10 protein-coding genes are annotated in these 15,749 nt (G+C 72.7%); 3 read left to right on the forward strand and 7 right to left on the reverse strand.

All coding sequences use genetic code 11. The annotated features are described in order from the left end of the window. Positions 1-97: 97 nt before the first annotated feature. From ACIQ1J_RS31975 to ACIQ1J_RS31995, 5 genes are all read right to left on the reverse strand, one after another. The gene (locus tag ACIQ1J_RS31975) at positions 98-307 is read right to left on the reverse strand and encodes a hypothetical protein (RefSeq protein ID WP_403562353.1); all 210 of its coding nucleotides are present in this window, start codon (positions 305-307) and stop codon (positions 98-100) included. Between the two features lie 97 nt (positions 308-404). After that, on the reverse strand, positions 405-1,427 hold the full coding sequence (locus ACIQ1J_RS31980; RefSeq protein WP_403562355.1) for a TerC family protein: 1,023 nt from the start codon (positions 1,425-1,427) through the stop codon (positions 405-407). A 73-nt stretch (positions 1,428-1,500) separates the two neighbouring features. Further along, positions 1,501-2,547, reverse strand: coding sequence for an SPFH domain-containing protein (locus ACIQ1J_RS31985; RefSeq protein ID WP_403562357.1), 1,047 nt, complete (start codon positions 2,545-2,547; stop codon positions 1,501-1,503). A gap of 2 nt (positions 2,548-2,549) precedes the next feature. Continuing rightward, entirely contained in the window at positions 2,550-2,981 is a 432-nt protein-coding gene (locus tag ACIQ1J_RS31990; RefSeq protein WP_210960902.1) for an NfeD family protein, read from the reverse strand. Positions 2,982-3,198: 217 nt separating this feature from the next. Beyond that, positions 3,199-3,915, reverse strand: coding sequence for a lytic polysaccharide monooxygenase (locus tag ACIQ1J_RS31995; protein ID WP_403562360.1), 717 nt, complete (start codon positions 3,913-3,915; stop codon positions 3,199-3,201). A gap of 275 nt (positions 3,916-4,190) precedes the next feature. Here ACIQ1J_RS31995 and ACIQ1J_RS32000 point away from each other — a divergent pair, with 275 nt between their 5' ends. Next, the gene (locus ACIQ1J_RS32000; protein WP_403562362.1) at positions 4,191-4,628 is read left to right on the forward strand and encodes a DoxX family protein; all 438 of its coding nucleotides are present in this window, start codon (positions 4,191-4,193) and stop codon (positions 4,626-4,628) included. Here the strand turns inward: ACIQ1J_RS32000 and ACIQ1J_RS32005 are convergent. Next, positions 4,622-5,731 (reverse strand): LacI family DNA-binding transcriptional regulator, encoded by a 1,110-nt coding sequence (locus ACIQ1J_RS32005; RefSeq protein ID WP_403562364.1) that lies wholly within the window; start codon positions 5,729-5,731, stop codon positions 4,622-4,624. The two genes, ACIQ1J_RS32000 and ACIQ1J_RS32005, sit on opposite strands and share 7 nt — an antisense overlap. A 228-nt stretch (positions 5,732-5,959) precedes the next feature. Further along, a complete protein-coding gene (locus tag ACIQ1J_RS32010) occupies positions 5,960-7,774 on the reverse strand; it encodes a glycoside hydrolase family 35 protein (RefSeq protein ID WP_403562366.1) in 1,815 nt (604 codons plus the stop codon). Positions 7,775-7,973: 199 nt separating this feature from the next. Between ACIQ1J_RS32010 and ACIQ1J_RS32015 the strand changes: the two genes are divergently transcribed. Then, positions 7,974-8,735: an alpha/beta fold hydrolase gene (locus ACIQ1J_RS32015; protein WP_210960969.1), complete on the forward strand. Its 762-nt coding sequence runs from the start codon at positions 7,974-7,976 to the stop codon at positions 8,733-8,735. Positions 8,736-9,163: 428 nt separating this feature from the next. Continuing rightward, the coding region (locus ACIQ1J_RS32020) for an SDR family NAD(P)-dependent oxidoreductase (RefSeq protein WP_403562375.1) at positions 9,164-15,749 on the forward strand (6,586 nt) is incomplete at its 3' end.

A 15,749-nucleotide genomic window follows, 5' to 3' on the forward strand; every position in this document is an offset into this window, starting at 1 on the left:
GCGGTCGGGTGCTGCTGCCGTGTCGGGGGCGCGTCGGCGGCGTGTCCGGCGCGGAGGCCGGCCGGCTGGTCGCCGGGGCGTTGCGCCGAGCCGGTGGTTACCCGCGGCGGTCGGTCGCGGATTCGGCGCAGTCGGGGTTGTGACACATGCCCCGGTGCCACTCCGGGACGTAGATCCCGAGGGTCTTGTGCCGTTTGATCTCGGCGGGGACGTGGTGGCCGCAGGACGGGCAGGTGTGCCCGCGCTGCACGTCGGCCTGCCGCGGTTCGGCCTGCGTCGTCTTCGTGTGCTGCGTGTGACTGCTCATGATTCTCACGTCCGCGCTAGGAAGAGCCTTTTAGAAGCTTTTGCCCCTACTTTACGTTCCCATGTTCGGCGGGACCAGTCCTGTGCCGCGTCGGGCCTCACCGGGGGTCCTGCCGCCCTCGCGGAGGCGGCGCCAGGGCCTCCTCCCCGTCAGGGCCGTCCGTGTCCTCACCGGCCCCGTCGGCCGTGTCGGCGGGGCGTCGCAGGCTCAGGATCACCGACACCGCCAGGACCACGACGATGATCGCCAGACTCACCGGGGACGGGATCTCCGGCACGGAGGGGCTGACCATCTTGTGCAGGGCCTGGAGGATGAGCTTGACGCCGATGAACCCGAGGATGATCGCCAGGCCCTTGCTCAGGTAGTGGAAGCGGTCCAAGAGCCCCGACAGCAGGAAGTACAGGGCCCGCAGGCCGAGGATGGCGAAGGCGTTGCTGGTGTAGACGATGAAGGCGTCGTCACTGACGGCGAGCACGGCCGGCACGCTGTCCACGGCGAAGATCAGGTCGGCCGCCTCGATCGCCGCGACGACCGCGAGCAGCGGCGTCGCCACCCGCTTGCCGGCCTCCTTCACGAAGAACTTCGGGCCCGCGTAGGTGTCGCGCACGGGGATGACCTTGCGCAGCAGCCGGACTGCGAAGCTCCTGCCCGGGTCGAAGCTCTCCTCCTCGCCCTTGAGGATCTTGTAGACGCTGTAGAAGAGGATGGCCGCGAAGACGAACAGAACGGCGGTGAACCGGCTGACCACGGCCACGCCCGCGGCGAGGAAGACACCGCGGAAGACCAGGGCGCCGATGACGCCGAAGAAGAGAACCCGGTGCTGGTAGGCGCGGGGCACCTTGAAGTAGGCGAAGATCAGGGCGAAGACGAAGAGGTTGTCGACCGAGAGGCTCTTCTCCAGCAGCCACGCGGTGGTGTATTCCGTGCCCGCCGTCCCACCGAGGACGAGGAAGACGACCCCGCCGAAGACGAGGGCGAGGCCGACCCACAGCCCGCTCCAGGCCGCCGCTTCCTTGAAACCGATGACGTGCGTGTCGCGGTGGGCCAGCAGGTCGACGGCGAGCGACACGACAACGGTGGCGGCGAAGGCTATCCAGAGCCAGAACGGCACATCGAACATGCGGGCCTCGCAATGATCCGCAGGGACACACCCCTACACCCGAGTGTGCCCCACGCGGCGGCCGGGGACGATCTCAGCGGTCCTCGGCCTGGGGGGCGGGGCGCGGTGCCTCGGACGTGACGCCGTTGGCCCTGGCCGCGTCGGCGAGTGCCTGGGCGGCGGCCTCCGCGGCCTGCGCCGTGTCGTCGGCCGCCTGGGCCGCGCCGTCGTCGGAGGCCTTCTCGCGGGTGGCGGGCGACTGGGGCAGTGCTTCGGTGAAGGCGCGGGACACCCCCTGAAGCGCGGAGGTGACCTCGCTGGGGATGACCCAGAAGGTACTGCCCGACCCCTGGGCGAGCTGGGGCAGCACCTGGAGGTACTGGTAGGCGAGGAGTTTGGGGTCGGGGTCGTTGCGGTGCACGGCCTGGAAGACCTCGTCGATCGCCCGGGACTGTCCCTCGGCCTTGAGGATCTCGGCGGTGCGGTTGCCCTCCGCGCGCAGTACGGCGGCCTGCTTGTCGCCCTCGGCGGTGAGGATCTGCGACTGGCGCTGCCCTTCCGCGCCGAGAATGGCGGCCCGCTTGTCCCGCTCGGCCCGCATCTGCTTCTGCATCGCGTCCTTGATGGACTGCGGGGGGTCGATGGCCTTGATCTCCACCCGGTTCACTCGCAGCCCCCATTTCCCGGTGGCCTCGTCGAGCACACCGCGGAGCTGGCTGTTGATGGTGTCGCGCGACGTGAGGGTCTTCTCCAGATCCATGGAACCCACGACATTGCGCAAAGTGGTGACGGTGAGCTGCTCGACCGCCTGGAGGAAATTGGCGATCTCGTAGAAGGCCGCACGCGGATCGGTGACCTGGAAATACAGCACGGTGTCGATCTCGACGACCAGGTTGTCCTCGGTAATGACCGGCTGCGGTTTGAAGGAGACGACCTGTTCCCGAAGATCGATCACCGGGTAGACACGATCGATGTACGGGATGACGAGGTTCAGGCCGGGTTTCAGGGTGCGGTGGTAGCGGCCGAGCCGTTCGACGTTGCGGGCGCGGGCCTGGGGCACGATGCGTACCGCCCGCACCACGGTGAAAACCGCGAGCAGCGCGACGATCACACCGGCGATGAGGAACGCCGAGGCTTCCATGGTCACTCCCGGGGGTAGACGAGTGCGGTGGAGCCGCTGATCTCCATGACGTCGACGGTCTTTCCCTGCGGGATCACCAGCGTCTCGTCATAGGAACGGGCCGTCCATTCCTCGCCGTCGATGCGGACCCTGCCCTCCATGCCCGTCACCTCGGAGACGACGTAGGCGGCCTTGCCGACCAGCGCGTCCACACCGAATCGCGTCGTCTGGGGCTGGATGACGTGACGCAGTGCGACGGGGCGCACGAAGAGGATGGTGACGGTGGCGACGACGGTGAAGACCAGGAACTGGAAAGGCGGTGAAAGACCGGCCGCGGCGGACCCGGCCGTGATCAGCGCGGCCGCGCCCAGCATTCCGAGAGCGGCGGTGAGGGTGAAGATCTCCGCCACGATCAGGACACCTGCGACGATCAACCAGATCAGCCAAGGATCCATTACGACCCCTCCTGGACGGTGCGGGTACGCGAATGGCTGGGCGTATACCTCTGTTTTACCTTCTTCCAGGAAAACAGAACCCCTTCGGTGCTGTCACGGATCCGTCCGTAGAACGTTCCGGACCGCCATGGGAGCCGCCGTGGCGAGTGCCCCTCGCGCCGCGTGGTGCTGCCGGGTCGGCGCGCGCCCCGCCGAGCGCGCGCCGATCCGGTCGCGGTCACGCGGCCGCGCAGGCTCCGAGGTCTTCCCAGACGCCCCACTCGCCGGAGGTACCGGGCTCCTCGCCCGTCACCCACCACTTGGCGCGCCAGTTGTGGCCGCCGAAGGAGACCGTGTCACCGCCGGTGTACACGCTCCCGTCGTTCCACGGCGGAGCGGTACAGGCGCCCGGCTCACCTCCACCGCCCCCACCGTCGCCGCCGCCGATGTTGACGTCGATGCAGGAGTAGAAGGCGTTGCCGGTGTCCGCCACGTTCCAGACCGCGAGCACCTTCTGGCGGCCGGCGAAGCCGCCGAAGTCCACCTGGTGGCTGACGTCCGGAGCGGGCTGTGCACCCTGGCCGTCGAATTCGGCGACCTTCTGGTCGCCGATGAAGTACTGCCAGGTGTCGGTGGCGTGCCGTGCCGTGTGGTGCCAGGTGAAGGTGTGCGTCGTACCGACCGGCGTGACCCGCCAGCCCTTGCTGCCGTCGTCCAGTTCGGCGAACTGGCTGTTCCCTCCGCTGCAACTGCGCAGGCCCTTCGGACCCTCGACGCTCTGCGGCTCGTACTTGATCTGGCCGCAGTCGACGACGCCCGCGGCGCACTGGTCCTGTCGGCTCCCGGGCGAGGTCACCCAGCCATGGGCGTTCGCCGTGCCCGCCGGAAGGCTGACGGCGAGCACGGGGGCCACCAGCGCTCCGATCGCGAAAGCCATCCGTCTTTTCGTGTTCATGCCATGCCCTTTCCTCGGAAGCGTCGATGCCACCGCCCGCGGGGCCCGTCACCACCGGGCGCTGCCGGCGGTGGAGACCGAGGACGGAGGCCGATATAGGTCTAGACCTAGCGGCACTAGGTCTAGACCATAGCCATGGATGGGATCCGGTCAAGGGCCTGAGCAAGGTGAACCGGCAAGTGGATGTGCCGACTTCGGGCCGGAACGCACCCCGCACCGCACCCCTCGGCGAGACGGTCCTGCCGAGGTCGCCCAGCGAGAGAGGAGCCCCGCCTGTGGAAGCGCTGGAACGAAGCCGGGAGCACGTGATCGGACTCTTCCGCATCGTCGTAGGCCTGCTGTTCGCCTGCCATGGAGCCGCCACCCTGTTCGACGTGCTGGGGGGTCCGCACGGAGCCGGGCCCGGCGCCGGCGAGTGGCCCGGCTGGTGGGCCGCCGTCATCCAACTGCTCGGTGGCGCGATGGTTCTGTGCGGGGCGGGGACCCGGGCCGCAGCCGTCCTGTGCTCCGGGTCCATGGCGTACGCCTATTTCACCGAGCACCAGCCCGACGCGCTGCTCCCCATCGAGAACGGCGGCGAAACGGCAGCCATGTTCTGCTGGTCCTTCCTGCTCGTCGCCGCCATCGGCCCGGGCAGTTGGGCACTCGCCCCTCTCCTGCGCCCCCGGCGGCGGACCGCCACCCGGCGGATCCGGACGACGTCACTTCACTGAGCGCGGCCGGTTCTCGTCCGTCCCGGGGCGTCGGGGTCGTCACCGGCCGGCGCCGTGCTGGCGCGGACGATCAACGTGGGTTCGACGGACGCGGGTTCCGGCGCCGCGCCCGGGTCCGCGATGTGCCGCATCAGGTGGGCGACCGCGAGGGCGCCCATCTCGGTGAAGGGCTGGGCCACCGTCGTCAGCGAGGGCGAGCAGTACTCCGCGAGCGCGATGTCGTCCACACCGACGACGGAGATGTCCTGCGGCACCCGTCGGCCGAGTTCGTGCAGGGCGCGGATCACCCCGAAGGACATCTCGTCGCTCGCGACGAAGACCGCGGTGACGTCGGGGATCTTGCCCAGGATCAGCCCGTTGCGGTACCCGGAGGCGGGTGTCCAGTCGCCCTCCAGTACCGGCGGCACGGACAGTCCGGCCGCCTCCAGGGTGTCGCGCCAGCCGACGCGGCGGCTGGCGGCGTCGAGCCACTCCTCGGGCCCCGCGACGTGCCAGACCGTCTCGTGGCCCAGCTCGATCAGGTGACGTGTGGCCAGGCGCGCCGCCAGGGTCTGGTCGACGGCGACGACCTCGGTGGCCGAAGTCCGCGATCCGTCGACGGTGACGGTCGACACCGAGCGGGTGAGCTGCTCGATCCGCGGGCTCACATGGGCCAGCGGCACCGAGAGGACGACCCCCTCGACGCCCTGCTCCGCCAGCCGGGACAACGCCCCCTCGATCGCCGCGGTGTCCAGCGAAGCGGTGGTCGCGGTGCTGACCGCGTACCCGGCTTCGCGTGCCGCGGTCTCGATGCCGAACGTCAGGTTCGTGCGCGAGTAGAAGTTGGTCCGCAGCGTCACGACGCCGATCGTCCGGCTGCGCCCCGACGACAGCATGCGCGCCGCGTTGTTCCTGCGGTAGCCGAGCTGTTCGACGGCGGCGAGCACCTTGGCGCGGGTCCGCTGCTGCACGTGGGGGTGGCCCGCCAGGGTCCGGGAGACCGTCTGGGCCGAGACACCGGCGAGCCGGGCGACGTCGGCCATGCCGGGCTGCCGCGCGACACCCTCCCGGTCCGCCGGCCTCCGCACGGGGCGCTCGTCGGCTCCCCGCGTTTCCGATGACATCGCTCGCCTCTCCGGAACCGGACGCGGTCCCGCCGCGTCGTCCGCGTCGTCCGCGCCGTCCGCGCCGTCCGCGCCGTCCGCGCCGTCCGCGCCGTCCGCGCCGTCCGCGCGTCGCAGATGCTGGTTAGTACGCCGGTCAGTCTAGCCACGTGGGCCCTCTTGGCATCGGTAACATCCTTCGCCCTGGTCCCGTCAGCGCGGTGCGTCGGGCGGGTCGCCCCGGCCCGGTCAGTCGAACGTCTCGACGTACTCCTCGGGGGGCCCGAGCACGGGCCGGTCGCACAGGGTGATCCGGTCGCCGAAGCGTTCGAGTTCCAGCACGGTCAGGGTGTTGTCGCCGGGGCGCAGCAGCGGGCCCGGCAGGTAGAGCGTGGTCTGGGGGCCGATCTCCCAGTAGCGGCCCAGCAGGGTGCCGTTGACCCACAGGAAGCCCTTGCCGTAGCCGGGGAGGGCGACGAAGGTGTCCGCGGGCTCGTCCGGGGACAGGGACAGCGTGGCGGTGGCGAAACCCGCCCGGCCGTCGGACGGCGCGGCCCCGGCGGCGCGTGCCGTCTCGTCCGGCGTCCACTGATCGAGCGGCAGCGGACGGACGGTCCAGCCGTGCACCAGCCGGCGGTCCACCCGGACCCCGCCGAGGATGCCCTTGCCCTGGCCGAGCAGCGGGCCGTAGTTGATCCGTCCCTGGTTCTCCACCAGCAGTCCCAGCCGGACCCGGGAGCCCGTCCCGGTCACGGTGAGCGAGGCCTCTTCGCGGTCCAGTACGGCGACGGGCACGCCGTCGGCGAAGACCTGGGCACGGTCGTGCAGGCCCGTGACGGTCAGTTCGTGCTCACCCGGGGGCAGCAGCGGCTCGGCCTCGTAGAGCACCAGGCCCGAGGCCAGGGCCAGTTCCTCGAAGGTCGGGGGCGTGGGCGCGCGCACCGGTTCCGCCGCCGCGCGCAGCCCGTCCAGGAGGGCCGCCCGCCGGGTCACCGGCAGCACACGCGGGGCCAGCGTCGGCGGATCGGCGGGCACGGGGCGCCGCTCTCCGGTGCCGTCGAGGGCGGTCAGTTCCTCCCTGAGGGCGAAGAACTTCGGTGTCAGGGCGCCGTTCTCAGCGATGGGGGCGTCCGAGTCGTAGCTGGTGACCGTCGGCTGGATCCTGTCGCCGTCGTGGTTGGCGCCCGCCCACAGGCCGAAGTTGGTGCCGCCGTGTGCCATGTAGAGGCTCACGGAGCCGCCCTCGTCGAGGATGCCGCCGACGGTCTCGGCCGCGCTGTCCGCCGACCGGACGTGGTGCTTCTCGCCCCAGTGGTCGAACCAGCCGTTCCAGAACTCGGCGCAGAAGAAGGGCTCCGCGGGCCGGCGGGAGCGCAGCAGCGCCGCGGCCTCGGCGGGACGTGAGCCGAAGGTGGCCGCCGCCAGTTCGCCGGGCAGGGCGCCGCCGTCCTGCATCAGCTCGGTCGGCCCGTCGGCCGTGTAGAGCAGTTCGGTGATGCCCCGCCGCATCAGGGCGTCGCGCACCCGGCGGACATAGGCGCGGTCGTCGGCGTAGCTGCCGTACTCGTTCTCGATCTGTACGGCCACCACCGGTCCGCCCCGGCTCGCCTGGAGCTCCGCGACGCGCGGGATCAACCGGTCGAACCAGCGGTCGACCGCCTCCAGGAAGGGACCGTAGGAGGTGCGCAGCCGCATGCCGGGGGTGCCGGTCAGCCAGGCGGGCAGGCCGCCGTTGTCCCACTCGGCGCAGATGTACGGGCCCGGCCGCACGATGACGTCCAGGCCTTCCTCCTGGGCGAGCCTGAGGAACCGGGTCAGGTCGCGCGGGCCGTCGAAGCGGACGTCGCCCTCGGCGCGCTCGTGGAAGTTCCACGGGACGTAGGTGTCCACCGTGTTCAGGCCGAGGGCGGCCAGCCGCCCGAGACGGTCGGCCCACTGCTTGGGGTGGACCCGGAAGTAGTGCAGAGAGCCCGCCAGGACGCGGTGCGGGCGCCCGTCCCGCAGGAGGGCTCCGTCGCGGTACGTCAGGGCGGGCGGAGAGGAGGCCGGGGCGGTGGCGCTCATTGACGACTCCATGTTATCGATGCCGGCTCCGGGGCTCCGTCAGTGTCTGCGGCTTTCGGCGTGCTGTCCAGTGTTCATGAGAGCGATATCAGCGGAGGGCGCGAGAGACCCGCCGAGCCATAGGGGGGCTTAGGGGTTGGCCGGGGGGCGGCGGGTGAGCAGCATGACCGGTGATCATGCGGCCAGAGAGGAATCAGCCATGGCGGGAGCTACCACCGACAGCGGGAGCTGGGTCCGGCTCTACCATCCTTCGCCGGCGCCCAAGGCACGTGTCGTGTGTTTTCCGCACGCCGGCGGATCGGCGTCCTTCTTCCACCCGGTCTCCAGCGCCCTGCGCCCCGACATCGAGGTGCTGGCGATCCAGTACCCGGGGCGTCAGGACCGGCGCGCCGAGGAGCCGCTGACCGACATCGCGACCCTGGCCGACCGGGTCTTCGACGCGCTGCGCCCCCACCTCGTCCGTGAACCGCGGCCGGCCTTCTTCGGGCACAGCATGGGCGCCACGGTCGCCTTCGAGGTGGCGGTACGCATGCGGCGGGAGGGGCTCGCCCCCACCGTGCTGGTCGCGTCCGGGCGTCGCGCGCCCTCCCGGCGCCGGTCCGACGACGTCCACCTGCGGGACGACAAGGGCCTGGTGGCCGAGATCCGCAAGCTCAGCGGCACCGACGCCCGGCTGCTGGACGACGAGGAGATGCTGCGGGCCATCCTGCCCGCCGTGCGGGCCGACTACCGGGCCATCGAGCGCTACGCGGGCACGCCCGACGCCCTCGTTGACTGCCCGGTCGAGGTCTTCGTCGGCGACCGCGACGAGCAGGTCACCCTGGAGGAGGCCGACGCCTGGCGCCGGCACACCAGCGGTGACTTCGCCGTCCACGTGTTCCAGGGCGGGCATTTCTACCTCACGTCCCGCGCCGCCGAGACGATCGAGCGGCTCGCCGCGACGGTGCTCGCCAACGCCTGAGCGCCGCGCCGCCCGCGGTGGCCCGCGGCACTCCCGTCCCCGCTTTTCGCCCCGCCTAGGGGGCGTATAGGGGTGTTTGGCCGCGTTGGCCCGGATCTAGCCTGACGCCGAGGTGGCGCGTCCTTGACGACTTCTTCCTCGAATGTGTGCATCGCGGTGCCGCCCGACGACGTCCTGTGCGACGGCGTGCCGTGCGGTGCAGTGCGGTGATTCCTCACGTACCGGAACAGTGGAGTGCGCGGATGAGCGAGTCCAGGGATCTCATTCCTGACGTGGTGGCGGGCGACGAGGGGCCGGGCGAGGGGGAGGCGCTCGTCCGGCGGTTGCGGAGCCTGCCGGCCTCGGCCCGTCAGGCCCTGGTCCTGGACCTGGTGCGCGCCCGCGCGGCGGCCGTCGTGGCCGAGCTGGCCCCCGGCGCGGGAGGCACCGTGGAGGCCGGACTGCCGTTCCAGGAGCAGGGTTTCGACTCGCTCGCCGCCGTCGAACTGCACGCGGCCCTGGTGGCCGCCACCGGAGCGGACCTGCCCGTCACGATGGTCTTCGACCACCCGACGCCCCTCGCGCTGGCCCGTTTCCTGTCCGGACGGCTGCTGGGCGAGAGCCCCGCCGGAACGACCGCCGGGGCCGAGCGGTCCGCCCCCGTGGACGTCGATCCGCACGAGCCGATCGCCATCGTCGGCATCGGCTGCCGCTACCCCGGCGGCGCGACGTCGCCGGACGCGCTGTGGCGCCTGGTGGCCGAGGAGCGGAACGCCCTCTCGCCCCTCCCCACCGACCGCGGCTGGGACGTGGACGGCCTCTACGACCCCGACCCGGCCAAGCCCGGCAAGAGTTACGTACGCGACGCCGCGTTCCTGGAGGGCGCGGGGGGCTTCGACGCCGGGTTCTTCGGCATCGGCCCGCGCGAGGCCTCCGCCATGGACCCGCAGCAACGGGTGGTCCTGGAGCTGTGCTGGGAGGCCCTGGAGCACGCGGGTGTCGACCCGCACTCCCTGCGCGGCAGCCCTTCGGGGGTCTTCATCGGCGCGGAGCCCCAGGAGTACGGCTTCCGTCTGCACGAGGCCCCCGACGGCCTGGACGGTTACCTCCTCACCGGCATCGCGCCCAGTGTGGTCTCCGGCCGCGCCGCCTACACGCTCGGCCTGGAGGGCCCGGCCCTCACCGTGGACACGGCCTGTTCGGGCTCGCTGGTGGCGCTGCACCTCGCCTGCCAGTCCCTGAGGCAGCGCGAGTGCACGCTCGCCCTGGCCGGCGGGGTCGCCGTCATCGGCGGCCCCGGCGTCTTCACCTCCTTCAGCCGTCAGCGCGGTCTCGCCCCGGACGGCGTGTGCAAGCCGTTCGCGGCGGCGGCGAACGGCACCGGCTGGGGCGAGGGGGCCGGTGTGCTGGTCCTGACGCGCCTGTCCGACGCCCGCCGCGCCGGCCATCGCGTCCTCGCCGTGATCCGCGGCTCCGCCGTGAACCAGGACGGCGCCTCCAACGGTCTGACCGCGCCCAACGGCCCCTCCCAACAGCGCGTCATCGAGCAGGCCCTGACCGCGGCGGGCCTGGACCCGGCCGACGTGGACGCGGTGGAGGCGCACGGTACGGGAACGACGCTGGGCGACCCGATCGAGGCCCAGGCACTGCTGGCCACGTACGGTCAGGGACGGCCCGAGGACAGTCCGCTCCGGCTCGGCTCGCTCAAGTCCAACATCGGGCACACACAGGCGGCGGCCGGCGTCGCGGGTGTGATCAAGATGGTCATGGCCATGCGGCACGGGCTCCTGCCGAGGACGCTCCACGTGGACCGGCCCACACCGCACGTGGACTGGTCGGCGGGTGCCGTGGAACTGCTGACCGAGGCCCGCCCGTGGACGGCCGAGGGACGCCCGCGCCGGGCCGGGGTGTCGTCGTTCGGGATCAGCGGCACCAACGCTCACGTGGTCCTGGAGGAGACGCCGGAGGAGACGCCGGAGGGTGCACCGGAGGAGCCACTGGACCAGTCACCGGAGGTTCCGGTGCCGGTGGTGGTGTCGGCCAGGAGCCGGGCGGCACTGCGCGCCCAGGCCGAACGGCTGCGCACGCGGCTCGCCGGGAGCGGTGACAGTACGGGTAGTGAAGGCAGCGGCGAACCCGGCGCGTACGACGAGGACTTGACGGACGTCGGATACACCCTGGCCGTCGGACGGGCCGCGCTGGAGCACCGGGCCGTGCTGCTGCCGTACGGCAGGGAGGAGGCGCTGCGTGGCCTCGCCGCGCTGTCGGCCGGCACGGAGGACCCCGTCCTGGTCACCGGGGAGCCCGCCGGGGGACGCACCGCGTTCCTGTTCGCCGGGCAGGGCAGCCAGTGGGCCGGCATGGGGCGGGAGCTGTACGCGCGCCACCCGGTCTTCGCCTCGGCCCTCGACGAGGCCGTGGGGCACCTGGACCTCCAGCTGAACCGTCCGCTGCGGGAGGTGATGTGGGACACCACGCCGACGGACGGCGGCGGACACCTGCTGGACCGGACCGAGTACACGCAGCCCGCGCTGTTCGCGTTCGAGGTGGCGCTGTACCGGCTGCTGGAGCACTGGGGCGTGGTGCCGGACCTGGTGGCGGGCCACTCGGTCGGTGAGCTGGCCGCCGCCCATGTGGCGGGTGTGCTGTCCCTGGAGGACGCCGCGACGCTGGCGGCCGCCCGGGGCAGGCTGATGCAGGCCCTGCCGGAGGGCGGGGCCATGGCGGCCGTGCGTGCCACCGAGGCGGAGGTGCGCGCGGCGCTCGGTGACCGCGCGGACGTCGGTGTCGCCGCGGTGAACGGTCCGGCCTCGGTGGTGATATCCGGCGCGGCCGGTGCCGTGGCCGAGATCGCCGGGCGGTTCGGCCGGGCCGTCGCCCTGCGCGTGTCGCACGCCTTCCACTCGCCGCTCATGGAGCCCATGCTGGACGAGTTCCGGCGGGTGGCGCAGGTCCTGGACTACCGTCCGCCGACGATCCGGCTGGTGTCCACGGTCCAGGGTGCCGAGGCGGCACCGGGTGACCTGTGCGACCCGGAGTACTGGGTACGCCACGCGCGTGAGGCGGTGCGCTTCCACGACGGCACGACCGCCCTGGCGCAGGCCGGCGCCACCGTCTTCCTGGAGGTCGGCCCCGACCGGACCCTGACGGCTCTGGTCCAGGAGTCGGCGACCGGCGAGGGCGTGCTGGCGCTCGCGCCGCTGCGTCGGGAGCGGCCCGAGGAGCCCGGTCTGCTGGCCTGCCTCGCCCAACTGCACGTGGGCGGCCGGACGGTCCGGTGGAGTGCCGGGTTCGAGCGGCACACGGGCGGCCGGGCACCCCGGCAGGTGGACCTGCCGACCTATCCCTTCCAGCACCGGCACTACTGGCTGCACACCCCCGCCGCCTCCGGCGACGCCACCGGGTTCGGCCAGGCACCCGCCGCGCACCCGCTGCTCGGTGCCCTGGTCGCGCTGCCCGGTTCGGACGGTGTGGTGCTCACCGGGCGGCTGTCCGCCCGTACGCATCCCTGGCTGGCCGACCACGTCATTCTGGACACGCCCCTGCTGCCCGGCACCGCCTTCGTGGAGCTGGCCGCGCACGCGGGCGAGCTGACCGGCTGCCCGTGGATCGACGAACTCACCATCGAGGCGCCGCTCGTCCTGCCCGAGCGGCACGGCGTCGCCCTCCAGGTGACGGTGGGCGGGCCCGACGCCTCCGGGTGCCGCGCCCTGACCGTCCACTCCCGTCCCGAGGGCACGGGAGTGGACGGCGAGGTGGAGGAGGAGGCGTGGACCCGGCACGTCTCTGGCGTGCTCTCCCCCGCCGAGACGGTCGCCGCACCGCCGGCGGCCACCGGCCCCGACGTGTGGCCACCGCGCGGCGCCGTCCCCGTGGACATCTCCACGCTGTACCGCGACCTCGCCGCCCAGGGGTACGGCTACGGACCCCCGTTCCAGGGGGTGCGGGCGGTCTGGCGGCACACGGACGGCGTGTACGCCGAGGTCGCGCTGGACGACGCGACCGCCGTCGGCGCCGACGCCTACGGTCTGCACCCGGCCCTGCTGGACGCCGCCCTGCACAGCGCCGAGTTCCTCACCTCCGACACCCCGCCGCAGGACGCGCCGGCCGCCATACCGTTCGCCTGGTCCGGAGTACGACTGCGGGCGAGGGGCGCCACCCGGGTGCGGGTACGCATCACCGCCGCGGACGGCGACGGTTCCGAGAGGCTCGCGCTGGAGATCACCGACACGGCCGGCGCACCGGTGGCGTCGGTGGCCGCACTGGTGTCCCGCCCGGTCCCCGCCGGCCGGCTCACCGCCTCCGCCGCGGACCCCCGCCCCGTGTACGGCCTCACCTGGCAGCGCGGCCCGGCCGTGCCCGTGTCGTCGGCACCGGGCACCTGGGCCGCGGTCGACGGGGCCGCCGCGCTGACCGCTCTGCTCGGCACGCCCGCTCGCCTGCCCGGGGTGGTGCTGGCCGAACTCCCGGTGCCGGAGCCCGGAACGGGCGGCACCGTGCCGGACCGGGTGCGGGCCGCCACCGGCTGGGCGCTCGGACTCCTGCGGACCTGGCTGGTAGAGAAGGACGGGAACGACGAGTACGCCGAGACCGGCGACACCGGCGCCGACAGACGTTCCCCCGGGACGCGGCTGGTCTTCGTGACCCGGGGCGCGGTGGCGGTGGGGGAGGACGAGGAGCTCACCGACCTGGCGGGAGCCGCCGTACGCGGTCTCGTCCGCTCGGCCCAGGCCGAGTATCCGGGCCAGGTGGTGCTCATCGACGACGACCCGGCGCGGCACTCCTCGGCAGGGCACCTAACGGCGGCGGCGACGTCGGCGCCAGAACCCGAGACGGGGCTGCGGCAGGACGCGATCTGGGTGCCCCGGGCCGTGCGCGTACCCGGTGGGCCGGACGGCGACCACGAAGCCGCCGCGGGACCCTGGATCACGACGGGCACCGTGCTGATCACCGGCGGAACGGGCGGCGTCGGCCGGGAGATCGCCCGCCACCTGGTGACCCGTCACGGAGTACGTCATCTGCTGCTCGCCGGACGGCGCGGCGAGGCCGCGGACGGCGCCACCGAGCTGGTCGCCGAGCTGACGGCCCTGGGCGCCCGAGTCCGCGTGGCCGCCTGCGACGTCGCCGACCGGGCCGCCGTCGCCGGCCTCCTGGCCGGCATCGACCCCGCACACCCGCTCACCGGCCTGGTGCACGCGGCCGGAGTACTGGACGACGCCCTGCTGGCCGGCCTCACCGCCGACCGCGTCGACTCCGTGCTGCGGCCGAAGGCCGACGCGGCCTGGCACCTGCACGAGCTGACCCGCGACCTGCCGCTGACCGCGTTCGTCCTCGTCTCCTCCACCTCCGGCCTGCTGGACGCCCCCGGACAGGGGAACTACGCCGCCGCCAACGCCTTCCTGGACGCCCTCGCCCACCACCGCCGGGCCCAGGGCCTGCCCGCCCAGACCCACGTGTGGAGCCTGTGGGCGGGCAGCGAGGGCATGAGCACCACCCTCGGCTCAGCCGGCCTGAGGCGCATCGAACGCCAGGGTCTGGCACCGCTCACCCCGGCGGAGAGCCTGGCCCTGTTCGACCGGGCCTCGGCCACACCCGACCTCGCGGTGGCCCTGACCGTGCGCGTCGACGCGGCCGCCGTCCGGGCCCGCCCGGACGGCATCCCGCCACTTCTCCGGTCCGTCGTACGGCCCGCACGGCGTACGGGGGACTCCCGTCCCTCCGCTGCGGGGTCGGCGGTGGGATCGGTTCCGGGGTCCGCGGTGGGATCGGTCATGGGATCCGCGGTGGGGCGGTCCGGCCCGGGAGAGGAACTGCCCTTCGCGCACGCGCTCCTCGCACACCCCGAGCCCGAGCGGGAAGGACGCGTACTGGACCTGGTCCGCGACCGGGTGGCCGCGGTACTCGGACATGACGACGTGACAGCCGTCGAACCCGCCCGCGCCTTCAACGAGATCGGTTTCGACTCGCTGGCCGCGGTCGAACTGCGCAACCTGCTCAACACCGCCACCGGCCTGCGCCTGCCCGCCACCCTGATCTTCGACCACCCCACGCCCCGGGCCCTCGCCGCGCACATCCTCCAGGCGTCGCTGGACACCTTCGCCGGCACCGCCACGGCAGGAGCGGGTACGACGGCGACCGAGGTCCACGCCGACGACGAGCCGATCGTCATCGTCGGCATGAGCTGCCGGTTTCCGGGTGGGGCGGCCTCTCCGGAACAGCTGTGGGAGGTGGTCGCCGAGGGCGCGGACGGAGTGTCTCCGTTCCCCGAGGACCGCGGCTGGGACGTCGCGAGCCTCTACGACCCCGAACCCGGCACCCCGGGACGCACCTACACCCGCGAAGGCGGCTTCCTGCACGGCGCGGCCGAGTTCGACCCGGCCTTCTTCGGGATCAGTCCGCGTGAGGCCCAGGCCATGGACCCGCAGCAGCGGCTGCTCCTGGAGACCTCCTGGGAGGCACTCGAACGCGCGGGGATCGACCCGGTGTCGCTGCACGGCAGTCCGACCGGTGTCTTCGCCGGCGTCATGTACCACGACTGGGGCACCCGGCTGCACGAGGTCCCGGAGGACATCGCCGGCTACCTGGGCAACGGCAGTCTGGCCAGCGTCGTCTCCGGGCGGGTCGCCTACGCGCTGGGCCTGGAGGGCCCCGCGGTGACCGTGGACACCGCCTGCTCGTCCTCGCTGGTGGCACTGCACTGGGCGATCCAGGCGCTGCGGCGCGGGGAGTGCACGCTCGCGCTGGCGGGCGGGGTGACGGTGATGTCCACGCCGGACACGTTCGTGGACTTCAGCCGTCAGCGTGGTCTGTCGGCCGACGGCCGCTGCAAGTCGTTCTCGGCCGCCGCCGACGGCGTGGGCTGGTCCGAGGGTGTGGGTGTGCTGGTGGTGGAGCGGCTGTCGGACGCGCGGCGTAACGGGCATCGGGTGCTGGCGGTGGCGCGTGGTTCGGCGGTGAATCAGGACGGTGCGTCGAACGGGTTGACGGCTCCGAACGGTCCGTCGCAGCAGCGGGTGATCCGGCAGGCGTTGGCGG

The sequence above is a fragment of the Streptomyces sp. NPDC097107 genome, from assembly GCF_044762405.1.
In the GTDB taxonomy this organism is placed as follows: domain Bacteria; phylum Actinomycetota; class Actinomycetes; order Streptomycetales; family Streptomycetaceae; genus Streptomyces; species Streptomyces thinghirensis.